This is a genomic window from Agromyces sp. GQ35 (assembly GCF_059758475.1).
Genome location: NZ_JCAXEO010000003.1, coordinates 226,989 through 250,846 on the forward strand (window position 1 = coordinate 226,989; position 23,858 = coordinate 250,846).

Sequence of the window (23,858 nt, forward strand, 5' to 3'; positions counted from 1 at the left end):
ATGAGCAAGCGGGAGCCCCTTGAACGGCGAGAGCACTTGGATAGCTCGCTGATAGCTCGGAAGCGGCAATGTCCGGCAACGAGCAAGCGAACCGGAGAACGGTGTAAGCGCTACCTCGCACCCGGGCAGAGGACGTGCCGCTGGCACGGAAGTGCGAACAAACGGAGCAAGACCTCGGCTGCTGTGCGGATTGCAGAAGCGAGCGGGTACGCCGCCGACATGCTGGTCGAGTTCATGGCCGATCCCGACGTGGACGTAAAGACCCGAACCACCATCGCGCAGGACCTTCTGTCACGCGCAGGCTTCAGCGGCAAGATTCCAATTCAGCTCGAAGTACCCGCGTGGGAAGCCGCGCTCGAGGCCAAGGGCATGATCGAGTTCGTCACCATCACACGCGGCGAGCTCGAAGCTCCCGACATCGTGGACGCCGAGGTAGTGGAGGATGACGCCTCCCGCGACGACGCAGCCATTGAACGGGATGCGGCGCGCGCTCGCCGCAAGCGGCAGGGCAAGGCTCCGACGCTCCCGTCCGAGGGCAGCGAGGCACCGGCCTGGTACGAGCCGAACCCGAGTCGGCTGAAGCCCCTACGCCCGGAGCGAGCGCGGCAACGATGACGGCTGCGATCTGCTGGCGATCTGCGGCGACTGCGGCCCGAAGGCAGGCGCGGGGCTGGGTTGGCGAGCGATACGGCCTTACATCGCCAGTGGCTCTGATTCGCCCGGCGGAGTAGTGATGCAGCCGTTGTCAGGGTTCGCTTCGCTCTCAGGCGGAAACGTCCGTCCCCGCCGTTCGCCTCATTCGAGAGGGAGAGAGATGACAAAGCACATGATCGGTTACGTCCGTGTGAGCACTGAGGAGCAGGAGCGCTCCGGGCTCGGTATCGAGGCGCAAACTGACGCGATCCTCAGCGAGTGCGAACGCCGTGGCTGGAACGTCGAGATGATGAACGATCTCGGCGCGAGCGGGAAGCACGTCAACCCGCACCTTCGGCGAGCGCTCGACCTCCTCGCGTCAGGGCAGGCAGACGGACTCGTTGTAGCCAAGCTCGATCGGCTCGCACGGTCGGTACGGCACGCTTCCGCGATTATCGACGATGCGATTCACGGCGGGTGGTCGCTCACCGTTCTCGACAATGCTCTCGACCTGACCACGCCGGGAGGACGGGCGATGGCGAACATGCTCGCGACGTTCGCCGAACTGGAGAGAGATCTGATTAGTTCGAGAACGAAGGAAGCCCTCGCCGCGCGAAAGGCGCGCGGACTCGACAACGGGCGCAAGACCGCGATCCCGGCTGGCATTCTGCGGAGGATCGTGCTCTCTCGCGACGCCGGGGCAAGCTTCGGCCGCATCGCCCGCGAACTCACGACAGAGTGCATCCTGTCGCCGACCGGCCTTCCCGACTGGCACGAGTCCACTGTCCGCCGCGCTTACTCCAGCGCGAAGGCGAAGGATGTGGCGGCATGACCGCCCTGACGCCCGGCGACATCATCCGGATCATGGAGCGCGCCGGATACACGAACCGGCAGATCGCCGTCATTCTCGTGCAATGCGGCTTCCGAGCAGTGAACCGCTGATGGCGCACGTTCGCGAGGTCAAGCGCAAGGGCGGCAAGGCGTATGAGGTGCGTTGGCGAGAGGGCGGTAAGGACCGCCAGCGGACGTTCACGGCCAAACGCGATGCCGAGCGACATGCCCACAAGGTCGAGACCGCGAAGGAGATCGGAGCGACGACAGAGGCGCTGACGCGCGGTAAGACCTTCCGCGAGGTCGCAGAGGCAATGCTGACGGCGCAGGCTCCCCGGCTCAAGCGCGGCACGCTCCTCCAATACGAGGCGCTGTACAACGGCCGCATCTACGACACGTTCGGCGGGCAGCGTATTGCCCGAGTGGACTCCGCCAGCGTGCAGGCGTGGGTGGCCGCGCTCGCCGGAGAAGGGCTCGCCCCGAACACCATCCGGAACCACTACATCGCAGTAAACAAGGTGTTCACGTTCGCCGTGAAGCATCGCATCATCGCGCACAACCCGTGCCCCGCAGTCGTGCTCCCGAGAATGGTCCACCGCGACACGTTCAAGCCGGTCTTCCTGACCATCGCAGAGGTGGAAGCCGTCGCGGCCGAAATTGATCGCCACGCGCCCGGTTCGCAGTACGGCCTGCTTATCCGCTTCGCTGCCAACACTGGGCTTCGCGCAGCCGAGATCGCCGGTCTTCGGATTCGAGACGTCAACCTGTCAGCCGGCCACGTGGAGGTGCGCCGGACGCTCAAGAGGATCGCGGGGGAGTGGACAGTCGTTCCACCGAAGTCTGCCCGGTCTTCGCGAGACGTGCCGCTACTGTCGCGCAGCCTGTCGGCCGACCTGAGACTGTACCTGTTGCAGCACCCGAAGAGCGGCGACCCCGACGCGCTGTTCTGGGCAGGGCTCCGGTTTGGCCCGCACCCCGTCGACAGCAGCCCGCTCGACTTCTCCCGCCCGGTGTCTACGACGGCTGTGCGGATGGGCCACCTTGTTCCCGCAGCCGCTCGCCTCGGGGTCACGCCGCACATGCGCTTTCACGACCTCCGCCACACCTTCGCGAGTCTCATGCTCGCCGCAGGGTTCCAGCCGTGGAAGGTGTCCCGCTGGATGGGGCACGCTAACGTCTCGACGACGGACGCCATCTACGCGCACCTGTACCCGAGCGACTACGCCACGCAGATTGAGCGCTTCGAGGCGTTCACGCGGTCTGGGTCTCATCACTTGATGTAGCTGCCAAGCGTATGAGTGCCTCGTGAATTGGTCGTAGCTCGTTCCGGGGCATCTTGTGTAGCTCCAGGAGGTCTGCGAGCAACATTCCCAAGTTGGTTCGAGTGAGCCTCGACATCCGGAGGTCGTAGCGTCCGAGCCCAATATTGGGCGTTGGCTCTCCATGGGGGTGGTAGATCAACTGGCGCGCTTCGTTTGTCATGGTGAAGACCGCCTCATTGATCGCCCAGTCGTTCCAACCAGATGCCTGCCGCTTCATCTCGTCGTCCGGCAACGGGAAGTCCTCCGGGCGACTGAAAATCGCAAGCAACTGCAACTCGAGCCAACTGAGTGCTTCTGCACTCTCGAGCGCCTCGTTCAGGACATAGACGCTCAGCCCTTCGAGGAACGGTGCTCTCGCCAGTAGGCTCGCAAGATAGGGCAGCTTTTTCTCTTCGTGCTCATCTCGTGCGGCCAGCAGGGTGCCCTCGATGATTTCGTCGGCGTCTGAACGCTCGCCGTCGAAGAAGCCGTCGTCCCGCAGCTTCATACCGAGCGTCTGGTTCGCCATGACGCCGCCCGCGGCCATTACGAGAACAGTGCCAACACGCTGCTTCTCGCGAGGGCTGAGAACACGACGAGCGATATCGTTCCCGACCTCTACCATTGCTTGACCGGCCATCGCCCCTGCGATCGGGTCCGCGAGGAGCAGAGAAACTCCAGCTCCGGCGCCAGCACCCAGGATCGCAACGGACGATCGTGCGAGTTGCTCCCAGCCGCTCTCCTCATCACTCATGGGCCGAAGCGTAGCGGACACGTCAGCCTGCAGGGCCATGAGTCGCCGGAACGTGCGTCGGTGGCGTGCGTTAGCCTGCCCCCAGAACGGGGGAGCGCTCCTTGATGGTATGGATGGTCGTGTGTGGATCCCGCTACGCTGACGCGGATGACTGTTTCCGATGCGGCAGGGCGCGCCCATGAGTCTCCGTGGCCGGAGTGGTTTCCTCCGGCGTGCCCGCCCGAGGGATCTTCCCCTGCTGCGGGCGAGTTCTTCCGCCTCACAGACGGCGACGTCGTGGTCGAGGAAGATTTCATATCGCATCTGGAGCGTCACCTCGCCGGCAAACAGCGCAGGTTCTGGAAGGACGACGTTCAAGCCGCCTCATGTAGCCTCTTCCAGAACAGGGCGGACGCGGACGACACCCGCGGCGCGATCGGTTCGCTCCGACACAAACGCGTTGCGCGAGGAGATATCACGGGGTCGGGTGCGATGCAGCACACCCCAAGCGAACGCTCGAAATCGCACCACAGCTGGTGGCGGCCCATCGGTGACCGGGCGTGGGAATCGTTCGCGGTGACGCCATGAATTGGCTTCCTGCAGACACGCCGATGGGCGTGCTGGACATTCAAGAGGTGCTCGTAGAGTACGACGGTCCGCGGGTCTTTCTGGCGCAGTCGACTACGGATCAGCTCTATCTCGTCGGGTGGGCTGAGGAAGGACCTCACAGCGATACTTGGCTCTTTGTACCCATCTCGCAGGCGCGCTACCGAATGGTTCGATCTGGAGGCGTTGACCTTCGCGCAGCGTTCCAGCAGCCAGAGGGTTTTGTCTATGTCGTGCATATGCCGATCGACGAGTCAGAGGGCAATCGCCTAGAGGTCCAACCAGGCATTCGCCTTGCAGAAGCATGGCTCCCGGCTGACGGATATCGTCTCGATCTTGAAACTCCCACCCTGCCGGCCGCCGCCGACGGGCGCGAGATCGAACGTCTAGCCCGACAGGAGGGAAGGACACGATTCCGGCTCAGGGTCCACTTGCCGGATCGGACACGAAGCGAAGCCCCGACGCGTCGGATCGGCGAACTGCTCGTGTCGACCCAAAATGTCTTCGACAACATCGGGCATGCTCAATTGCAGGCGGCACCGTCGCAAGCAGGGCGCATCCCCAACGACGTAAAGGCACAGATGTCGACGGACATCGTTGGCCTAACAGCGGCGAGTTTCGTTGTTGAGCTCGGATCGGCTGATGGAACCGACTTGTTCGGCGACTCGCCCTTCACACACGCCGCGAGCACGTTGGTCGAACTCTTGGCTGTGGACCTCCCGCCGGAGGCACTGATGAGTGAGCTAGTCGAACTAAGGCCGCGAGGAGCAAAGAGCTTTAGATCGTTCGTCAACGAACTTGCGAATACAGGCGCGGACGTGACCGTGGCAGTTGCCGGTGCTAACGCGGGATACAAAGAGTCGAAGCTAAGCGCGGAACAAGTGGACAATCTGCGCGCTCTTCTCAACCAAATTGTTCCTGACGACGCCTTTGAAATTCGAGGGCGCATGAGGCTTTTCCGGTTCGACATGGATAGAAAGCTGTTTGGGCTTCGCGACCTCTACGACGGATCCTCTTACGAGGGCGGGATCACCGACCGCGCACTTCCGCAGGTAGATCACGCGGTCTCAAACGCGGTTTACGACGTAGTGATCTCTGCGACGGTGCACTACGACCAGGCGGTCGGTGATCGTAAGCCGAAGTACGTTCTCGAACAGTTGGTGGCGAGCGAGACTGAAGTGCCACTAGAGGCCACAGTCGAGGTGGTCGAAGGATCGTTCGGACTGCCGATCATCTTCCGCGAGCCATAACCGCTGTACGAGCACCAAGTAGGCTCGAAGCACGGCAACGAGGGAGCGCGGGGTTTTCGCGGGGATGACACAGGCGACACTGACCGAACAGCCCAGTAAAACACTGGGGAGCCACGGTATGACAGCACAGTTTCTCCGACTGAAACTGCGCTTGCTCGGGAACATCTTCCGGCGAAGCCCGTGGCAGGTCGTCGGCATCGTCGTCGGGCTGATCTACGGACTGGGTCTGTCGGCGTTGTTGTTCGCCGCACTCGTGGGCCTGCGCTTCGTCGGTGACGTCGAGTCGATTCGCGACGGATTCGTCGTGGCGGGCGCGGTCACCGTGCTCGGGTTCATCATCCTGCCGCTGATCTTCGGGGTCGACGACACGATGGATCCGCGTCGGTTCGCCATGTTCGGGCTGCCCGACCGCTCGCTCGCGCTCGGCCTCGCGGTCGCCGCCGTCATCGGCGTGCCGGCACTGGTGCTCGCGATCGTGCTGCTCGGCACCGTGGTCACGTGGTCGCGCGGGGTCGGTGAGACCCTGCTCGCGATCGTCGCCGCGGCGCTGGCATTCGCGACGTGCGTGTTGTTCGCACGGGTGTCGACGGGTCTCGCCTCGTTGCTGCTCGCCACGCGTCGTGCTCGCGAACTCAGCGGAGTGCTCGGACTCCTGTTGATCGTCATGGCCTCTCCGCTCATCGTCGTGCTCGTCTCGATCGACTGGGAGAGCTCCGGCGCCCGGGTGATGGAATCGTTCGCCGGTGTGCTCGGCTGGACGCCGCTCGGCGCCGTCTTCGCCGTGCCGGGCGACGCTGCAGCCGGCGACTGGGGCCCCGCCATCCTGAAACTCCTGATCGCGGCGGCGACCGTCGTGGTCATCTGGTTCGGCTGGCAGGCGCTCGTCGCGAAGATGCTCGTCACCCCGGGCCGCGAAGCCTCGGCCAAGAGCTACCGCGGCCTCGGCTGGTTCGACCGACTGCCACAGGGTCCTGCCGGCGCCATCGCCGCTCGCAGCTTCACCTACTGGATCCGCGACGCCAGGTACTGGGTCTCGCTCGTCATGGTGCCGATCGCGCCCGTGATCGTCATGGTGCCGTTGAGCCTCGCGGGCATCCCGAACCTCTACCTCGGTCTGATCCCGGTGCCGCTCATGTGTCTCCTGCTCGGCTGGACCCTGCACAACGACACCGCCTACGACTCCACGGCGATCTGGCTGCACGTGGTGTCGGGCGTCCGCGGTGCCGCCGATCGGGTGGGCCGGCTCGTGCCGGTGCTCATCGCCGGCGTCCTCGTGATCGGCCTTGGCAGTGCGGTCACGGTCTTCGTGCTGAACGACTGGCGCCTGCTGCCGTCACTCCTCGGCGTGAGCACGGCGTTGCTGCTGGCCGGACTCGGAGTGGGCTCGATCACTTCCGCTCGATTCCCGTATCCCGCCGTGAAGCCGGGTGACAGCCCGTTCCAGCAGCCGCAGGCCACCGGCACGATCACGGCCCTCGTGCAGTCGATCACGATGCTCGGCTCGCTGCTCATCGCCCTGCCGGCCCTCGTGTTCGGGGCGCTCGGCCTCTTTGTCGATCCGGCGTGGCACGCGGCGTCGTTCGCGTCGGGCGTCGGGCTGGGCGTCATCGTGCTGATCGTCGGCGTCTGGGGAGGCGGTCGCGTGTTCGATCACCGGGGCCCCGAGATCCTCGCCGCTTCGATCCGCGCGTAGAATCGAAGCCATGATCTCCTCCGTGCGCGTGAGCATCGCCGACCCCGATTCGCCGGGCGGCGGCACCTCCGTTCTCGACCGTGAGCTCGAGAAGCTTCTGCAAGACGAGGCCATCGAACCCGGCGATCACGAGCGCTTCTCGCACTACGTGAAGAAGGAGAAGATCCTCGAGTCGGCGCTCACGGGCAAGCCCGTGAAGGCGCTCTGCGGCAAGAAGTGGACTCCGGGGCGCGACCCCGAGAAGTTCCCGGTCTGCCCGACCTGCAAAGAGATCTACGAGCGGATGAAGTCGGAGTAGGGCAGCAGCGGTAGCCGGGGCCTCGATGCGCTCGCTGGGGCTCGCTCCTCGACCGGCTCAGCGATAGCTCGTCGGAATCACGGGCTCGCCGCGGCCGAGACGGAACGCCTCGATCGGCAGTTCCTGCATGACCTCGGCGCGATGTGCTCGCGCGGCGATCGTGCCGGCCTCCCCGAGGTAGGCGGGGTCGGCTTCGCCGTTCGACATCAGGCGAACCATGAGCGGGCGCAGCTGGTCGTCGGCCTCGAATTCCGCTTCCCCGTCGGGTCCGTCGCCGACGAAGACGAGCTCTTCCCGGGCAGTGAGCGTCGAGTCGAGTCGACGGGCGGCATTCTTGCGGCCGCCGACGCTCGACTTCTGCGTCGACGCCTTCGCGACCGAGACCCACTCGCCTGCATCATCGCGGCGGGCCACGATCTTGAACACCATTCCGGCCGCCGGGAAGCCCGAGCCGGTCACGACCGCCGTGCCGACGCCGTAGGAGTCGACCGGCGCACCGGAGAGCCCGGCGATGGTGAACTCGTCGAGGTCGCTCGTCACCGTGATGCGGGTGTCGACGGCGCCGAGCGTGTCGAGCTGCTCGCGCACCGCGGCCACGACGGTCGGCAGGTCGCCCGAGTCGATGCGCACGGCGCCGAGCTCGGGGCCGGCCACCTTCACGGCGAGCTCGACGCCCTGGGCGATGTCGTAGGTGTCGACGAGCAGCGTCGTCTTCGGCCCGAACGCCTCGACCTGGGCGCGGAACGCGTCTTCTTCGGTGTCGTGCAGCAGGGTGAACGCGTGCGCCGCGGTGCCCATGGTCGGGATGCCCCAGGTGCGTCCGGCCTCGAGGTTCGATGTCGCGTCGAACCCGGCGATGTAGGCGGCTCGAGCCGCGGCGATCGCCGAGCCCTCGCTCGTGCGGCGCGATCCCATCTCGGCGATCGGCCGGCCGAGCGCGACGGAGACCATACGGGCGGCGGCGCTCGCGACCGAGGAGTCGTAGTTCAGGGTCGAGAGCACGATGGTCTCGAGCATGACGGCCTCGGCGAACGTGGCCTGGATGGTGAGCAGAGGAGAGCCCGGGAAGTACGCCTCGCCTTCGCGGTACCCCCAGATGTCGCCCGTGAACCGGTAGTCGGCGAGCCAGTCGAGTGTGGCCGGCCGCACCACGTCGTGTTCGCGCAACCACTCGAGCTCCGCTTCTTCGAAGCGGAAGCGCTGGATCAGCTCGAGCAGGCGCCCGGTGCCCGCGACCACGCCGTATCGGCGCCCGTCGGGCAGGCGCCGAGCGAACGCCTCGAAGAGGCTCTCGCGATGTGCGGTGCCGTCGAGTAACGCGGCGTCGACCATCGTCAGTTCGTATCGATCGGTGAAGAGCGCAGCAGACCCGGTCACGTGATCAGCCTAGCGAGGCGGGTGCTCCCAGCGGGGCGCGCTACGCTTGCATGTCGTGACGGATGCACCGATCGGGATCTTCGACTCCGGGGTCGGCGGGCTCACCGTCGCCCGGGCCGTGAAAGACCAGCTGCCCAACGAGTCGATCCTGTACATCGGCGATCTGGAGCACTCTCCCTACGGTCCGAAGAAGATCGCCGACGTGCGGGGGTACGCACTCGCGGTGCTCGACGACCTCGTCGCGCAGGGCGTGAAGATGCTCGTGATCGCATGCAACACGGCCTCGGCGGCGATGCTGCGCGATGCACGCGAGCGCTACGAGGTGCCGGTGGTCGAGGTCATCCAGCCGGCCGTGCGTCGCGCCGTCGCGGCGACGAAGACCGGCCGGGTCGGCGTCATCGGCACGGCGGGCACGATCAGCTCACGCGCCTACGACGACGCGTTCGCCGCAGCGCCCCACCTCGAGCTCTTCTCGCAGGCGTGCCCGAGGTTCGTCGAGTTCGTCGAGGCCGGGGTGACCACCGGCGACGAACTGCTCTCGGTCACCGAGGAGTACCTCGCCCCGCTGCAGCGTGCACGCATCGACACGCTGGTGCTCGGCTGCACCCACTACCCGTTCCTGAAGGGTGCGATCTCCTACGTCATGGGCGAAGGCGTCTCGCTCGTCTCGAGCGACGTCGAAACCGCGAACGACGTCTACCGCGTGCTCGTCGGCACCGGCATCGAGCGTCGCGCCGCGACGCCGCCCACCTATCGCTACGAGGCGACGGGCCACTCGACGAGTGCCTTCCTCGACCTCGCCCATCGGCTGATCGGCCCCGAGATCCCGAGCGTCGAGCTCGTCGAGACCGGTGCCGTCACCATTCCAGACCACCGATCTGCCGGCAACCGCAGCCGGCTTCGACAGGAGAACGCATGACCGAGGCATCCGAGCCCACCACCCTCATCCGCGCCGACGGGCGCACCGCAGACCAGTTGCGCGAGGTGACCATCGAACGCGGCTGGAGCGAACACGCCGAGGGCAGCGCTCTGATCTCATTCGGCAGCACCAAGGTGCTGTGCACGGCGTCGTTCACCAACGGCGTGCCTCGCTGGATGAGCGGCAAGGGCAAGGGTTGGGTGACCGCCGAGTACGCGATGCTGCCCCGGGCGACGAACAGCCGCAACGACCGGGAGTCGGTCAAGGGCCGCATCGGCGGCCGAACGCACGAGATCAGTCGACTCATCGGGCGGAGCCTCCGTGCGGTCGTCGACATGAAGGGCCTCGGCGAGAACACCATCCAGATCGACTGCGACGTGCTGCAGGCCGACGGCGGCACTCGTACCGCCGCGATCACCGGCGCCTACGTCGCCCTCGCCGATGCGGTCGAGTGGGCGCGCGAGAAGAAGTTCATCGGCCAGCGCGCCAAGCCGCTCATCGACACGGTCTCCGCGGTCTCCGTCGGCATCATCGACGGAACGCCCATGCTCGACCTCGCCTACGTCGAAGACGTGCGAGCCGAGACCGACATGAACGTCGTGGCGACCGGCCGGGGCCTGTTCGTCGAAGTGCAGGGCACCGCCGAGGGCGCGCCGTTCGACCGGCGTGAGCTCGATGCGCTGCTCGACCTGGCGCTCGCCGGCACGGCCGACCTCACCCGCATCCAGCAGCTCGTGCTCGCCGAGGCGAACGCGGCCGCAGGGGAGTGACGCCGATGCCGCTCGAGATCCTGCTCGCCACCCACAACCAGCACAAGGTCGACGAGTTCCAGCGCATCCTGGGCGAGCGGATGCCGGAACTCACGGTGCTCGCCTACGACGGTCCTGAGCCGATCGAAGACGGCACGTCGTTCGAAGCCAACGCGTTCATCAAGGCGCGGGCAGCTGCGGCGCACACCGGGCGCATCGCGCTCGCCGACGACTCGGGCATCGCCGTCGACGTGATGGGCGGCGCGCCCGGCATCTTCTCGGCGCGGTGGGCCGGGCCGGGTCGGGGAGCGCAGGCGAACCTCGACCTGCTGCTCGCCCAGCTCAGCGACATCCGCGACCCGAATCGAACCGGCCACTTCCACTGCACCATCGCGCTCGTGGTGCCCGAAGCGGCAGGTGGGCCGCACGAGTACGCGGCGGTCGGACGATGGCCCGGACGGATCGCAACCGCCGAATCGGGCGCGCAGGGGTTCGGCTACGACCCGATCTTCGTGCCAGAGGGCTTCGAGGTGTCGACGGCCGAGCTCGCGCCAGAGGTGAAGAATGCGCACAGCCATCGGGCTCGTGCATTCGCGGCGCTCATTCCGGAGCTCGAACGAATCACGGCGGGGCGCTGAGGGCGGGGCCGCGCCTGGCGCGGCCCGGCGCCGCTACGAGGCGCGGCGGGCGCGCGCGGCGCGGCGCTTCAGTGCGCGCCGCTCGTCTTCGCTGAGACCACCCCATACGCCCGAGTCCTGTCCGGTCTCGAGGGCGTACTGCAGGCAGATCTCGGTGACGGTGCAACGGCCGCAGACCGTCTTCGCCTTCTCGATCTGGTCGACGGCAGGACCCGTGTTGCCGACCGGGAAAAAGAGTTCCGGGTCTGCGGTGAGGCAGGCGGCCTTGTCGCGCCAATCCATGGAGATGCTCCTTGCGGGGGTGTACTTCGATTGCAGACGCGCTCGATTGCGCTTGCCGATTTCGGCTGCTGCAGGGGGAAAGCCGAATATCGGGAAGTAGGATCAGTGACTGATCGGCTCACGTCCCTGTGAGCATCAATTCGGCCTCATAAATGGTCGCATAGCGGAGAGATCGAATCAATAGCTGTGAATGGGATAACCCTGTGAATCGGCGCGACGACGCCCAGCTCGATGCCGACGACGCACCGGCTGCTCCAGCCCGCGGCGCCGACTCCGGCACTCGCATCGCATTGCTCGTCGTGAGTGTGCTGCTCTTCCTCGAGGCGGCGACGATGACGGGCCTCGTGGTCTGGCTCCTGGTCGACCTGTTCGCGCTGGAACCGTCGTCGTACGCCACGGCGATCGCCCTGCTCGTGCTCGTCGCGATCGGCGCGATCTGGGTCGTCGCGGTCGCGTTCGCGTCGCTGCGCCGGGCGCCGTGGTCGCGCGCCGCCGCCATCGTGTGGCAGATCCTGCAGGTGTCGATCGCCGTGGGCGCGTTCCAGGGGCTCTTCGCGCGCCCCGACCTCGGCTGGGCGCTGCTGGTGCCGGCGATCACCGTCATCGGTCTGCTGCTGTGGACCCCGGTGCGGGTGGCGTACGCCTCCTCCGACGAGCACGCCGCGGCGTAACCGTGCCGCAGCGCGACCGCGGCCTGGAGGGCGAGGCCCGTCGGGTCAGCCGTCGAGGCCGAGTTCGCGTCGCAGGCGGGCGACGTGGCCCGTGGCCTTGACGTTGTAGAAGGCCCGCTCGATGCCGCCGTCTTCGCCGATCACGAAGGTCGAACGGATCGAGCCGACGACGATCTTGCCGTAGAGCGACTTCTCTCCCCAGACGCCGTAGGCCTGCTGCACCCCGAGATCGGTGTCGGAGAGCAGCGAATAGCTGAGCCGGTCGCGCTCGGCGAATGCGGCGAGCTTGGCCACTTCGTCTCTGGAGACGCCGAGCACACGAATGCCGGCGCTCGCGAAGGAGCTCAGGTTGTCGCGGAAGTCGCAGGCCTCGGTGGTGCAGCCCGGCGTCATCGCCTCGGGATAGAAGTACAGCACCACCTTCGTGCCGCGGAGGCCCGAGAGGGTGACCGGTTCGCCGTTCTGGTCGAGCAGGGTGAAATCGGGAGCGAGGTCGCCGGGGGCGAGACGTGCATCGGTCATGCCTCCATGGTAGGCACGTCGACGGATGCCGCGCGCCCGCGATGCCGTCGCGTCAGGTGGCGGTGGCGCCCGCGAACGTCGTCAGGAGGCGCTGCAGCGACTCGAGCCGAGCCGCGCCCGTCTCGCCGAGTTCACCGGCCGCCACAGCCTCGGTGATCGCGCAGTCGGGCGCGTCGGGCAGATGCGTGCAGCCGCGCGGGCATCGCTCGGCGAGACGGTCGAGGTCGGTGAAGGCGCGAAGGATGTTCGCACGATCGACGTGGCCGAGACCGAAGGACCGCACTCCCGGAGTGTCGATGACCCAGCCGGTATCGGGATCGTCGGTGCGGTGCCCGTCGCCAACGCGTTCGTCGGCCCCGGGCAGGTCGCCGGCGTCGAAGCGAAGCCAGACGGTCGAGGAGGAGGTGTGACGGCCGCGGCCGGTGACGACGTTGACGTGGCCGGTCGCACGCCGAGCGCTCGGCACGAGCGCGTTCACGAGCGTGGACTTGCCGACGCCCGAGTGGCCCACGAAGACGGTGCGATGCCCGACGAGCACTCGGGCGATCTCGTCGAGCGGCATCTCGTCGGTGCCGCTCAGGAACACCGGCAGGTCGAGGCCGGCGAAGTTGCGCAGGAACTCCTCGGGCTCCGCGAGGTCGGTCTTCGTGACCACGAGCAGCGGGCGGATGCCGGCGTCGAACGCCGCGACGAGGTAGCGGTCGAGCAACCGGATGCGGGGCTCGGGATTCGCGGCGGCGACGACGATGAGCATCTGGTCGGCGTTCGCGACGATCACGCGTTCGACCTCGTCGGTGTCGTCGGCGCTGCGTCGAAGCAACGTCGTACGCTCGCCGACGCGCACGATTCGCGACAGTGTGCCCGTGTCTCCGGTCGTGTCGCCGACGAGGTCGACGTGATCACCCGTGACGACCGACTTGCGTCGCAGCTCGCTCGCACGCGCAGCGGTGATCACGCGCTCGGCAGGGCCGTTCTCATCGATGAGCACGCTGTAGCGGCCCCGGTCGACGCCGATGACCATGCCGGTGACCGCGTCGGCGTGCTCGGGGCGCTGCTTCGTTCGAGGGCGACTGCCTCGGCGGCTCGGCCGCACTCGGATATCGGACTCGTCGAACTCCGGCTCGTCGTCATCGTCGTCGGCGCTCCACCAGGTCATGCCAGCATCTGCTCCCAGAGGGCGGTGAACTGGGGGAGGGTCTTGCCGGTCGAGGCGATGTCGTCGACGACCACTCCGGGCACGGCGAGGCCGATGATCGCGCCGCTCGTGGCCATGCGGTGGTCGGCGTACGCCCCCCACGGGCCGCCATGGAGCGGCGCAGGCTCGATGTGCAGTCCGTCGTCGAGTTCGGTCACCCGGCCGCCGAGTCCGTTGATCTCCGCAGCCAGGGCCGCCAGACGATCGGTCTCGTGATGGCGGATGTGCCCGATGCCGACGATGGTCGACGGGCTGTCGGCGAGGGCTGCGAGGGCCACCAGGTTCGGTGCGAGCTCGCCGGCCTCCGAGAGGTCGAGCTCGACGCCACGGATGCCTCGAGAGCCGTCGTCGCCGCGGGTGGGGGCGTGCACGGTCACGTGGTCGGCGTCGCGTTCGACGCGAGCACCGAACCGGGGGAGCAGGTGGATGAGCTGCGCGCCGACCTGGGTGGTCTCGGCCGGCCAGCCGGAGATGGTGACCGAGCCGCCGGCGACGAGCGCAGCAACGAGGAATGGAGCGGCGTTGGAGAGGTCGGGCTCGATGTCGACGTCGATCGCGCCGATCGGTCCGGGGGCGACGATCCAACGGCCGGGCTCGGGGTTCGCGACCTCGACGCCCCGTGCACGGAGGGTCTCGATCGTCATCTCGATGTGGGGCAGGCTCGGCAGCCGCTCGCCGGAGTGGCGCAGGTCGATGCCGTGTTCGAATCGGGCGGCCGACAGCAGCAGCGCCGACACGAACTGGCTCGAGGCCGACGCGTCGATCTGCAGCTCGCCGCCGCCGACCGTGCCGGTACCGTGCACGGTGAAGGGCAGCGTGCCACGTCGATCGTCGTCGAGGTCGACGCCGAGGGTCTGCAGGCCGGTGATCACGCCGGCCATCGGGCGACGACGCGCGTGCTCGTCGCCGTCGAACGTCGTCGGTCCGAGCGCGAGCGCCGCCACCGGGGGCAGGAATCGCATGACCGTGCCGGCGAGCCCGCAGTCGATGGTCGTCGAGCCGAGGAGTTCGTCGGCGGGGGTCACCCGAAGGTCGTCGCCGAAGCCGCCGCCGCCCGGAATCCGCTCGAAGCCGGTGCCGAGGGCGCGGAGTCCGTCGATCATCAGTTCGCTGTCGCGAGACCACAGGGGAGCGTGCAGTGTGGACGGACCGTCGGCCAACGCGGCCAGCACGAGTTCGCGATTGGTGAGCGACTTGGACCCCGGTAGCGCGAGCACCGAGGAGAGCGGAGCGGTCGCGACCGGCGCGCGCCACCCGTCATCCGTCTCGGTCTGCCTCGCTTCGCCGTACGGATCGAACTCGGGTGCGGAATACCTCGAAATCTGCATCGGTTATCAACAGTAGCGTCAGAGGACGCGGAAAGAGATGGTGTGCGCGTGACACTCGGAGTGCTCGAACGCCCGACGGTCGCCGGGGTTGACGATCTAGGATGGCCGGTGATGACTGCCGATCAGATCGACGCGACGCCGACCGACCCCGAAACCGCGGAGGCCGCCCGGCCGCTCGGCGAACTCTTCGAAGAGCAGGCACTGCCGTTCATCGACCAGCTCTACGCCGCCGCTCTTCGCATGACGAAGAACCCGGCCGACGCGCAAGACCTCGTGCAGGAGACGTTCGTCAAGGCGTTCGCCGCCTTCGGGCAGTTCACCCAGGGCACCAACCTCAAGGCGTGGCTCTACCGGATCCTCACGAACACCTTCATCAACAGCTATCGCAAGAAGCAGCGCGAGCCGTACCAGGGCACGATCGACGATCTCGAAGACTGGCAGCTCGGCGGTGCAGAATCGACGACCGCCCGCGCGAGCCGCTCCGCCGAGGCCGAGGCGATCGACCATCTGCCCGACAGCGCGGTCAAAGACGCGTTGCAGGCGCTGCCCGAAGACTTCCGTCTCGCCGTGTACTTCGCCGACGTCGAAGGGTTCTCCTACCAGGAGATCGCCGACATGATGAACACCCCCATCGGGACCGTGATGAGCCGCCTGCACCGTGGCAGGCGCCTGCTCCGCGAGTCCCTCGCCGACTACGCCCGCGAACAAGGCTTCGCAGCGGGCGATGCGGCGCCGAAACCCAGGAGGCAGACCATGCCGAGGAGCTCACGATGACCGACTGCGGCTGCGAGAAGGCCCGAGCCGAACTCGAGGAGTACCTGCACCACGAACTGCAGGCAGCGGATGCCGCCGACATCCGTGAGCACGTCGAGAACTGCGCCGACTGCCAGGCGGAACTTCGCGTGGGCGTAGCGATCACCGAAGTCGTGCAGCGCGCCTGCCGTGAGAGTGCGCCCGACGAGTTGCGCACGATCGTGCTCGAGCGCATCCGGGTGTTCCAGTCGTCGCACGAACCCGCCTGATCCCGTTCGAGACCCGCGACGGGTTCCATCGTTCGTTCGATGTGCGAACCGTCGCCCGGCCGTAACGTCGATGATGTGATCGACGATTCCGCCCGAACTTCCACCTCCCGCGTGCCCACGTGGCTGCGGGTGACCATTCCCGCCGCCCTCATCCTCGTGTGGCTGGCCCTGTTCGGCGCCGGCGGCGCCGCGTTCGGCTCACTCAGCGACGTCTCAACGAACGATCAGGCGCAGTTCCTGCCTGCATCGGCCGAGGCGACCGAGGTGACCGAGCTGCAGGAGGGGTTCCGCGACTCCGATGAGGTACCGGCGATCATCGTCATCGGCGCCACCGACCCCGGCGAGCTCGATCCATCGCAGCTCGCGGCGATCGACGATCTGCGCGACGAGCTGCTCGCGGTCGATGGAGTGAACGCAGACGGTGCTTCACCGGTCGTGACGTCGGACGACGGCGCTGCCGCGCAGATCGTGATGCCGATCGAGAATTCCGACGGCGCAGCGAAACCCGCCGAGGTCGTCGCCGAGCTGCGCACCGTGCTGGATGACCACCCCGTCGACGGCACGACCGCCGCGGTGACCGGCCCGGCCGGCTTCACCGCGGACCTCGCGGCGGCGTTCAGCGGCATCGACGGCCTGCTGCTCGTCGTCGCGCTCGCCGCCGTCTTCCTCATCCTGATCGTCGTGTACCGCTCGCCGCTCCTGCCGTTCATCGTGCTGTTCTCGAGCCTCACGGCACTCTGCGCCTCGGTGTTCACGGTCGTCGCGCTCGCACGCGCCGACGTCCTCCTGCTCTCGGGTCAAACCCAGGGCATCCTCTTCATTCTGGTGATCGGCGCGGCCACCGACTACGCGCTGCTCTACATCTCGCGCTACCGCGAGACGCTGACGAGATACGAACGCAAGTGGGAAGCGAGCTGGGCGGCGCTGAAGAGCTCGTGGGAGCCGATCGTGGCCTCGGGCGGCACGGTGATCGTCGCACTCCTGATCCTGCTCGCGAGCGAGCTCACCTCGAACAAGATCCTCGGGCCGGTGGCGGCGATCGGCATCGTCTTCGCGCTGCTGGCGTCGCTGACCCTGCTGCCGGCGCTCCTGCTCTGGGCCGGTCGCGTCGCCTTCTGGCCGCGTCGCCCGGCGAGCGCGACGAGTGATGGGGACGACCTTCCCGAGCAGGGCCTCTGGGCGGGCGTCGGGCGGCTCGTCGCCAAGCGCCCGCGCACCGTGTGGGTCGTCTCGGTGCTCGCCCTCGGTGCGATGTCGCTCGGCCTCACCCAGCTCGACGCCGACGGCGTCGCCTCGAGCGAGTTCGTGCTCGGCGAATCGCAGGCGCGCGACGGTCAGGTGCTGCTCGGCGAGCACTTCCCCGCCGGGTCGGGCACCCCGGCCATCGTGATCGGCCCGCAGGACGAACTGCAGCAGATGACGGATGTCGCGCTCGACACCGCCGGTGTCGACTCCGTTGCCGTGGTGAGCGGGGATTCGCCGGCCGGTACGGCGCCCGTCACCGCCGACGGCATCCAGCCGCTCGGGCCTCCCGGAACGCCCGCGCCCGCCCCGACGGTCGTCGACGGCGAGGTGGCGCTGCAGGTGACGCTCGCCGACCCGTCGGACTCCCTCGAAGCGGAGGCGACCATCGAACAGCTCCGCGAGCACTTCGACGAGATCGGCACCGAGGTGCTCGTGGGTGGACCGACGGCTGTCGCCCTCGACACGAACGCCGCGGCCATCGCCGACCGCACGCTGGTGATCCCGCTCGTGCTCGCGGCGATCCTCGTGATCCTCATGCTCTTGCTGCGGTCGATCGTCGCGCCGGTGATCCTCGTCGGCAGCGTCGTGCTCTCCTTCGCGGCGGCACTCGGCGTCTCGGCGCTCGTCTTCGAGCACGTGTTCCGTTTTCCGGGAGCCGATCCGTCGGTGCCGTTGTTCGCGTTCGTCTTCCTGGTCGCACTCGGCGTGGACTACAACATCTTCCTGATGACGCGGGTGCGCGAGGAGTCGCTGCGCTTCGGCACGCGAACGGGCATCGTGAGGGGCCTGCGGCTGACGGGTGGCGTGATCACCTCCGCCGGCCTCGTGCTCGCGGCGACCTTCGCGGCGCTCGGAGTGCTGCCGATCCTCTTCCTCGCGCAGATCTCCTTCATCGTCGCGTTCGGGGTGCTCCTCGACACGTTCCTCGTGCGCACCCTGCTGGTGCCGGCGCTCGCGAACGACATCGGTCGGGCCATCTGGTGGCCGAGCAGACTGGCACGCGGCACGGTGTAGCGTTCCGGCAGCAACGACGAAGCGAGCGGATCGAGACCCGCAACTGAACGGGCCTCGATACGCTCCTTCGTCGCTACTCGACCGGCGAGGCGTGCGCGCTTCGCCGGCTACAGCGTGGTCGCGCGACGAACGAGTTCGGCCTGTTCGGTCGCGTGGCGCTTCGCCGAGCCCGTCGCCGGCGACGCCGCCGCGGTGCGGGCGACGACCGTGACGGGACGCGCCCCGAGCTTGTTCGTCTCGATGATGAAGTACGGCCACGCGCCCTGATTCTCGGGCTCGTCCTGCGCCCACATCAGCTCGGCGTTGGGGTACGACTCGGCGACGGCCTTGAGCTCGGTGGCAGGCAGCGGATAGAGCTGCTCGAGGCGCACGACCGCCACCTCGGTGTTCTGCTGCTTGTCGAGCTCGGTGATCAGGTCGTAGTAGATCTTGCCCGAGACGAACACGATGCGCTTGACCGCGTCGCGATCGGTGATGCGGGCGTCGTCGATGACCGGCTCGAACTTGCCGTGCGTGAAGTCGGCGACCTCGCTCGTCGCGCCGCGGAGCCGCAGCATCGCCTTCGGCGTGAAGATGATGAGCGGCTTGCGCGGCCGGGCGTACGCCTGGCGGCGCAGCAGGTGGAAGTACGATGCCGGCGTCGAGGGGCGGGCGACGGTCATGTTGTTCTCGGCGCAGAGCTGCAGGTATCGCTCGATGCGGGCGCTCGAGTGATCGGGGCCCTGGCCCTCGTAGCCGTGGGGGAGGAGGAGCACGACGCTCGAGCGCTGACCCCACTTCTGCTCGGCCGAGGAGATGAACTCGTCGATGATGGTCTGCGCGCCGTTGGCGAAGTCGCCGAACTGCGCCTCCCACATCACGAGGGCATCGGCGCGTTCGACCGAGTAGCCGTATTCGAAGCCCATCGCCGCGTACTCGGAGAGCAGCGAGTCGTAGATCCAGAACTTGGCCTGGTTGTCGGAGAGGTTCTGCAGCGGCAGCCACTCCTGCCCGTTGATGCGGTCGTGGAGCACGGCGTGACGTTGCACGAACGTGCCGCGGCGGGTGTCCTGTCCGGCCAGACGCACGGGCGTGCCCTCGAGCAGCAGCGAGCCGAGCGCCAGCAGCTCACCGAAACCCCAATCGACCTTGCCGTTGCGGCTCATGTCGAGCCGCTTCGTCAGCAGTTGCTGGATCTTCGGGTGGACGGTGAAGCCCGACGGCTTGTTGTTGAACGCGTCACCGATGGCGTGCACGACCTCGGTGGAGACCCCGGTGGTCTCGAGTTCGCCGGCAACGGGTTCGACCGCTTCGGCCGATTCGGTGGCGCCGATGATCGGGATCGCCCCCGTCTGGGCGGCATGCGTCTCGGCGAAGGCGCGCTCCAGCCGGTCTTGGAAGTCCCGGTGCGCCGCTTCGTACTCTTCTTCGGTGATGTCGCCGCGACCGACGAGTGCCTCGGTGTACAGCTTGCGCACCGAGCGCTTCGCCTCGATGAGGTTGTACATCAGGGGCTGGGTCATCGAGGGGTCGTCACCCTCGTTGTGACCGCGACGGCGGAAGCAGACGAGGTCGATGACGACGTCGCGCTTGAATTCCTGGCGGTAGCGGAAGGCCAGTTCCGCGACGCGAACGACCGACTCGGGGTCATCGCCGTTGACGTGGAAGATCGGGGCCTGGATCGTCTTCGCGACATCCGTCGAGTAGATCGACGATCGGGCGTCGCCCGGCACCGTCGTGAAGCCGACCTGGTTGTTGACCACGACGTGGATGGTGCCGCCCGTGCGGTACCCGCGCAGCTGCGACATCTGCATGGTCTCGAGCACGACGCCCTGGCCGGCCATGGCGGCGTCGCCGTGAACGAGGATGGGCAGTGTTGAGAAGGTGCCGATGGGCTTCCGGTCCTGCTTGGCCCGAACGATGCCTTCGAGCACGCCGTCGACGGCTTCGAGGTGCGAGGGATTCGCCGCGAGCGAGACGGGGACCTGGTGGCCGTCGTCGGCGGTGAAGGTGCCCTGGGTGCCGAGGTGGTACTTCACGTCACCCGAGCCGGTGAAGCCCTTGGACTGCTGCGTTCCCTCGAACTCGCGGAACACCTGGCCGTAGGTCTTCCCGGCGATGTTCGTGAGCACGTTGAGGCGTCCGCGGTGCGCCATGCCGATGGCGACCTCGTCGAGCCCCTCTTTGGCGGCGCCCTGCAGGATCTCGTCGAGCAGCGGGATCACGGACTCGCCGCCCTCGAGGCTGAAGCGCTTCTGGCCGACGTACTTCGTCTGCAGGAACGTCTCGAACGCCTCGGCCTCGTTGAGCTTGCCGAGGATGCGCATCTGCTCGTCGTGGGTGGGCTTCTCGTAGCTGCGCTCGACCTGGTCTTGGATCCACCGCCGCTGCACGGGGTCTTGGATGTGCATGTACTCGATGCCGATCGTGCGGCAGTAGGAGTCGCGGAGCACGCCGAGGATGTCGCGGAGCAGCGCCGTGCGCTTCTCGCCGAAACCGCCGGTGACGAACTCGCGGTCGAGGTCCCAGAAGGTCAGGCCGTGGCTCGCGATGTCGAGATCGGGGTGGGAACGCTGCACGTACTCGAGCGGGTCGGTGTCGGCCATCAGGTGGCCGCGCACGCGGAACGAGTTGATGAGCTCCTGCACGCGTGCCGTCTTGTCGATCGCGCTCGCGATGTCGACGGAGATGTCGGGCGCCCAGCGGATCGGCTCATACGGGAGGCGCAATGCCGCGAAGAGACCCTCGTAGAATCCGCGCTGCCCGATGAGCAGTTCGTGCACCTTCTTCAGGAACTCGCCGGAACCGGCGCCCTGGATGACCCGGTGATCGTAGGTCGAGGTCAGCGTGATCGTCTTGCCGATGGCGAGGTTCGCGAGGGTCTTCTCGGAGGAGCCCTGGAACTCGGCGGGGTACTCGAGGGCGCCGGCGCCGATGATGCAGCCCTGGCCCTTCATGAGGCGGGGCACGGAGTGCACGGTGCCGATGCCGCCCGGGTTCGTGAGCGAGATCGTCGCACCCGAGAAGTCGTCGGCCTTCAGCTTGTTCTGGCGGGCGCGCTGCACGAGGTCTTCGTAGGCGGCGAGGTACTCGTTGAACGTCATCGTCTCGGCACGCTTGATGGCGGGCACGAGCAGCGCGCGGGAGCCGTCGGGCTTCGGGATGTCGATCGCGATGCCGAGGCCGATGTGCGCGGGCTTGACCACGCTGGGCTTGCCGTCGGGCTCCGAGTAGAAGACGTTCTGGCTCGGGAAGTCCTTGAGCGCCTGGATCAACGCCCACCCGATGAGGTGCGTGAACGAGATCTTGCCACCCCGGGAGCGCCGCAGGTGGTTGTTGATCACGATGCGGTTGTCGATCATGAGCTTCGCCGGGATCGTGCGCACGCTCGTCGCGGTCGGCACGGTGAGCGAGGCGTCCATGTTGGCCGCGAGGGCCTTCGGCATGCCCTTGAGCGGGACGACCTCGTCTTCGTGCGGAGCCTCGGCGACGATGGGCTGCGGGCTCGTGACCGGCACGTCGGCGGGAACGGGCTGCGTGCGCGGGGCGACCGAGGTCGTCTTCGCCTCGGGCGCCTGCCCGGTGGGGGGCGTCGGCGTCGACTCGGCGGCTGCCGGAGCAGGCGGTGCGGCCGGCTCGGATGGCGCCGGAGCCGCGGTGGGAGGGGCGGGAGAGGCTGCCTGGGCGGGAGCAGCGGCCTCGGGCGATGCTTCGGACGCCGTGGTGTCCGGAGCCGAAGCCGGAGCGGCGGCGCCCTCGGTCTTCACCTGGCGGTAGTGCTCGAGCACCGGCCACCAGGTCTTGTCGACCGACTCGGGATCGACGACGAACTTCTCGTACATCTCGTCGACGAGCCATTCATTGGCTCCGTATTCGCCCGACGTCGTCTCGTCGGAACCTGACCCGGTCAATTGGCTCGACACAGCCTCTCGCCCACTCTCTCCATTGATGCTGGAATTGCCTGCTGTCGGCGATCACGCCGTACGCACGCGGGCACGGCCGGACCACCGCACACAAGCCTAATCCCCTCAGCATCGACGGGAGCACCCGCCCCTCCGCAGGTGACGGCGGTAGCGTGGCGGACATGGAGTTCTACCGGACGACACCCAGCAACGACCTCACCTACTCCGACGTGTTCCTCGTGCCGAGTCGATCGGGCGTGACGAGCCGCCTCGACGTGTCCCTCGCACCCGACGACGGGTCAGGGGCGTCCGTGCCGATCGTGTCGGCGAATATGAACTCGATCACCGGCCCGCGGCTCGCGGCGACGCTCGCGCGTCGCGGCGGTCTCGGCGTGTTGCCGCAAGACCTGCACCTGCAAGACCTCGACGAGGCGATCCGCTCGGTGAAGGCGCAATCGCCACGGTTCGACACGCCGCACGACTTCAGCCCCGACGCCACGGCGGCCGATGCGCTCGCCGTACTTCCTCCGGTCGCCGGTCACGGCATCGTGCTGCACGACGCTCGCGGGGGGTACGTCGGGTGCATCACGGCCGACCGCCTCGCGACGGCGCTGCCCGACGCCCGCCTCGGCGACCTCGTGCACGGCGGCCTCGCGTCGCTCGATGCCGACGACGTCTCGACGCCGCGTCGTGCCTTTGACCTCATGGTCGAGGCCGGCCTCGACTTCGCCCCTGTGCTGGAGCACGGTCGGGTGGTCGGCACCCTGAGCAGGCGGAGCGCCCTGCGCGGCACCATCTACGAGCCGAACGTCGACGCGGACGGCCGGCTTCGGGTGGCCGCGGCGGTCGGCATCAACGGCGATGTCGCGGCCAAGGCCGCTGCGCTGGTCTCGGCCGGGGTCGACATGCTCGTGATCGATACCGCGCACGGGCACCAGGAGGGCATGATCCGTGCCGTGTCGATCGTGCGCGACCTCGGCCTCGACGTGCCGATCGTCGCCGGCAACATCGTCACCGCCGATGCGGTGGCCGACCTCGTCGAGGCCGGCGCCGACGTGCTGAAGGTCGGCGTCGGTCCGGGCGCCATGTGCACCACGCGAATGATGACGGCGGTCGGCCGGCCGCAGTTCTCCGCCGTGCTCGAGACGGCGGAGGCCGCGCGGGAACTGGGCGCGACCGTCTGGGCCGACGGCGGGGTGCGCTACCCGCGAGACGTCGCGCTCGCACTCGCCGCCGGCGCCGCGTCGGTGATGATCGGTTCGTGGTTCGCGGGCACCATCGAGGCGCCGGGAACGCTGCGGCGCGATGCATCCGGCCGCCTCTACAAGGAGAGTTGGGGAATGGCGTCGACGAAGGCCGTGCGCGAGCGCTTCGACCGGCTCTCGCCGTACGAACTCGCCCGCAAGGAGCTCTTCGCCGAAGGCATCTCGTCGTCGTCGATCTACCTCGACCCGCTTCGACCCTCGATCGAAGACCTGCTCGACATGATCACCTCCGGCGTGCGCAGCTCGTTCACCTACGCCGGTGCCCGCACCCTCGCGGAGTTCCGAGACCGCGCCCGCGTCGGAATCCAGTCGGCCGCCGGCTACGAGGAGGGCAAGGCGCTCCCGGTCAGCTGGTGACGCCTCCGCCCGGCGGCTGTGGATGACCCGGCGCACCCGGTGCTGGAG

Annotated in this window: 22 protein-coding genes; 15 read left to right on the forward strand and 7 right to left on the reverse strand. The window is 67.7% G+C overall.

Going from position 1 to position 23,858, the window contains the following annotated elements:
* The first annotated feature begins 219 nt into the window (after window positions 1–219).
* The 3 genes from AC6CH0_RS16165 (at window position 220) to AC6CH0_RS16175 (ending at window position 2,747) form a co-directional block, all read left to right on the forward strand.
* Window positions 220–615 (forward strand): hypothetical protein, encoded by a 396-nt coding sequence (locus AC6CH0_RS16165; RefSeq protein WP_498102700.1) that lies wholly within the window; start codon window positions 220–222, stop codon window positions 613–615.
* A gap of 211 nt (window positions 616–826) precedes the next feature.
* Window positions 827–1,465: a recombinase family protein gene (locus AC6CH0_RS16170; protein WP_498102702.1), complete on the forward strand. Its 639-nt coding sequence runs from the start codon at window positions 827–829 to the stop codon at window positions 1,463–1,465.
* A 109-nt stretch (window positions 1,466–1,574) separates the two neighbouring features.
* On the forward strand, window positions 1,575–2,747 hold the full coding sequence (locus AC6CH0_RS16175) for a tyrosine-type recombinase/integrase (protein ID WP_498102704.1): 1,173 nt from the start codon (window positions 1,575–1,577) through the stop codon (window positions 2,745–2,747).
* On the opposite strand, the gene AC6CH0_RS16180 is transcribed toward AC6CH0_RS16175, so the two are convergent.
* Complete coding sequence (locus AC6CH0_RS16180; RefSeq protein WP_498102706.1) at window positions 2,716–3,519, reverse strand: hypothetical protein; 804 nt, start codon at window positions 3,517–3,519, stop codon at window positions 2,716–2,718. The genes AC6CH0_RS16175 and AC6CH0_RS16180 overlap by 32 nt on opposite strands.
* A gap of 147 nt (window positions 3,520–3,666) precedes the next feature.
* On the opposite strand from AC6CH0_RS16180, the gene AC6CH0_RS16185 reads away from it, so the two are divergent.
* From AC6CH0_RS16185 to AC6CH0_RS16200, 4 genes are all read left to right on the forward strand, one after another.
* Window positions 3,667–4,086 (forward strand): hypothetical protein, encoded by a 420-nt coding sequence (locus tag AC6CH0_RS16185; protein ID WP_498102708.1) that lies wholly within the window; start codon window positions 3,667–3,669, stop codon window positions 4,084–4,086.
* Window positions 4,083–5,354 (forward strand): DUF6575 domain-containing protein, encoded by a 1,272-nt coding sequence (locus AC6CH0_RS16190; RefSeq protein ID WP_498102710.1) that lies wholly within the window; start codon window positions 4,083–4,085, stop codon window positions 5,352–5,354. The genes AC6CH0_RS16185 and AC6CH0_RS16190 overlap by 4 nt, the downstream gene beginning before the upstream one ends.
* Before the next feature lie 118 nt (window positions 5,355–5,472).
* Window positions 5,473–7,047, forward strand: coding sequence for a hypothetical protein (locus AC6CH0_RS16195; protein ID WP_498102712.1), 1,575 nt, complete (start codon window positions 5,473–5,475; stop codon window positions 7,045–7,047).
* Window positions 7,048–7,057: 10 nt separating this feature from the next.
* Complete coding sequence (locus tag AC6CH0_RS16200) at window positions 7,058–7,345, forward strand: DUF3039 domain-containing protein (RefSeq protein WP_498102714.1); 288 nt, start codon at window positions 7,058–7,060, stop codon at window positions 7,343–7,345.
* 57 nt (window positions 7,346–7,402) lie between these two features.
* Here AC6CH0_RS16200 and AC6CH0_RS16205 read toward each other — a convergent pair whose 3' ends face one another.
* Window positions 7,403–8,722 (reverse strand): nicotinate phosphoribosyltransferase, encoded by a 1,320-nt coding sequence (locus AC6CH0_RS16205; RefSeq protein WP_498102716.1) that lies wholly within the window; start codon window positions 8,720–8,722, stop codon window positions 7,403–7,405.
* Window positions 8,723–8,777: 55 nt separating this feature from the next.
* Between AC6CH0_RS16205 and murI the strand changes: the two genes are divergently transcribed.
* Genes murI through rdgB form a run of 3 tightly spaced genes read left to right on the forward strand, consistent with a single transcriptional unit; the run spans window position 8,778 to window position 11,028 of the window.
* Window positions 8,778–9,641 carry a glutamate racemase gene (gene murI, locus AC6CH0_RS16210; RefSeq protein WP_498102718.1) on the forward strand — a complete coding sequence of 288 codons (864 nt, stop codon included), beginning with the start codon at window positions 8,778–8,780 and terminating at the stop codon, window positions 9,639–9,641.
* Window positions 9,638–10,411, forward strand: coding sequence for a ribonuclease PH (gene rph / locus AC6CH0_RS16215; RefSeq protein WP_498102720.1), 774 nt, complete (start codon window positions 9,638–9,640; stop codon window positions 10,409–10,411). The genes murI and rph overlap by 4 nt, the downstream gene beginning before the upstream one ends.
* Before the next feature lie 5 nt (window positions 10,412–10,416).
* The gene (gene rdgB, locus AC6CH0_RS16220) at window positions 10,417–11,028 is read left to right on the forward strand and encodes an RdgB/HAM1 family non-canonical purine NTP pyrophosphatase (RefSeq protein WP_498102722.1); all 612 of its coding nucleotides are present in this window, start codon (window positions 10,417–10,419) and stop codon (window positions 11,026–11,028) included.
* Window positions 11,029–11,061: 33 nt separating this feature from the next.
* Here rdgB and AC6CH0_RS16225 read toward each other — a convergent pair whose 3' ends face one another.
* Window positions 11,062–11,310 (reverse strand): WhiB family transcriptional regulator, encoded by a 249-nt coding sequence (locus tag AC6CH0_RS16225; protein WP_022893204.1) that lies wholly within the window; start codon window positions 11,308–11,310, stop codon window positions 11,062–11,064.
* A 203-nt stretch (window positions 11,311–11,513) separates the two neighbouring features.
* On the opposite strand from AC6CH0_RS16225, the gene AC6CH0_RS16230 reads away from it, so the two are divergent.
* Window positions 11,514–11,981 carry a hypothetical protein gene (locus tag AC6CH0_RS16230; RefSeq protein ID WP_498102724.1) on the forward strand — a complete coding sequence of 156 codons (468 nt, stop codon included), beginning with the start codon at window positions 11,514–11,516 and terminating at the stop codon, window positions 11,979–11,981.
* Window positions 11,982–12,026: 45 nt separating this feature from the next.
* On the opposite strand, the gene bcp is transcribed toward AC6CH0_RS16230, so the two are convergent.
* Genes bcp through aroA form a run of 3 tightly spaced genes read right to left on the reverse strand, consistent with a single transcriptional unit; the run spans window position 12,027 to window position 15,026 of the window.
* Window positions 12,027–12,503, reverse strand: coding sequence for a thioredoxin-dependent thiol peroxidase (gene bcp / locus AC6CH0_RS16235; protein WP_498102726.1), 477 nt, complete (start codon window positions 12,501–12,503; stop codon window positions 12,027–12,029).
* Window positions 12,504–12,555: 52 nt separating this feature from the next.
* Window positions 12,556–13,659, reverse strand: coding sequence for a ribosome small subunit-dependent GTPase A (gene rsgA / locus AC6CH0_RS16240; RefSeq protein ID WP_498102728.1), 1,104 nt, complete (start codon window positions 13,657–13,659; stop codon window positions 12,556–12,558).
* Window positions 13,656–15,026 (reverse strand): 3-phosphoshikimate 1-carboxyvinyltransferase, encoded by a 1,371-nt coding sequence (aroA, locus tag AC6CH0_RS16245; protein WP_498102730.1) that lies wholly within the window; start codon window positions 15,024–15,026, stop codon window positions 13,656–13,658. Before aroA ends, rsgA begins: the two co-directional genes overlap by 4 nt.
* A 111-nt stretch (window positions 15,027–15,137) precedes the next feature.
* Here aroA and AC6CH0_RS16250 point away from each other — a divergent pair, with 111 nt between their 5' ends.
* The 3 genes from AC6CH0_RS16250 (at window position 15,138) to AC6CH0_RS16260 (ending at window position 18,307) form a co-directional block, all read left to right on the forward strand.
* Window positions 15,138–15,800, forward strand: a complete 663-nt coding sequence (locus AC6CH0_RS16250; protein ID WP_498102732.1) for a sigma-70 family RNA polymerase sigma factor — start codon at window positions 15,138–15,140, stop codon at window positions 15,798–15,800.
* A complete protein-coding gene (locus AC6CH0_RS16255; protein ID WP_498102734.1) occupies window positions 15,797–16,048 on the forward strand; it encodes a zf-HC2 domain-containing protein in 252 nt (83 codons plus the stop codon). The genes AC6CH0_RS16250 and AC6CH0_RS16255 overlap by 4 nt, the downstream gene beginning before the upstream one ends.
* Before the next feature lie 111 nt (window positions 16,049–16,159).
* The gene (locus AC6CH0_RS16260) at window positions 16,160–18,307 is read left to right on the forward strand and encodes an MMPL family transporter (protein ID WP_498102736.1); all 2,148 of its coding nucleotides are present in this window, start codon (window positions 16,160–16,162) and stop codon (window positions 18,305–18,307) included.
* 107 nt (window positions 18,308–18,414) lie between these two features.
* Here the strand turns inward: AC6CH0_RS16260 and AC6CH0_RS16265 are convergent, their stop codons facing one another.
* Window positions 18,415–22,209, reverse strand: a complete 3,795-nt coding sequence (locus AC6CH0_RS16265; RefSeq protein ID WP_498102738.1) for a multifunctional oxoglutarate decarboxylase/oxoglutarate dehydrogenase thiamine pyrophosphate-binding subunit/dihydrolipoyllysine-residue succinyltransferase subunit — start codon at window positions 22,207–22,209, stop codon at window positions 18,415–18,417.
* Window positions 22,210–22,370: 161 nt separating this feature from the next.
* Between AC6CH0_RS16265 and guaB1 the strand changes: the two genes are divergently transcribed.
* Window positions 22,371–23,810, forward strand: coding sequence for a GMP reductase (gene guaB1 / locus AC6CH0_RS16270; protein ID WP_498102740.1), 1,440 nt, complete (start codon window positions 22,371–22,373; stop codon window positions 23,808–23,810).
* The last annotated feature ends 48 nt before the right edge of the window (window positions 23,811–23,858 follow it).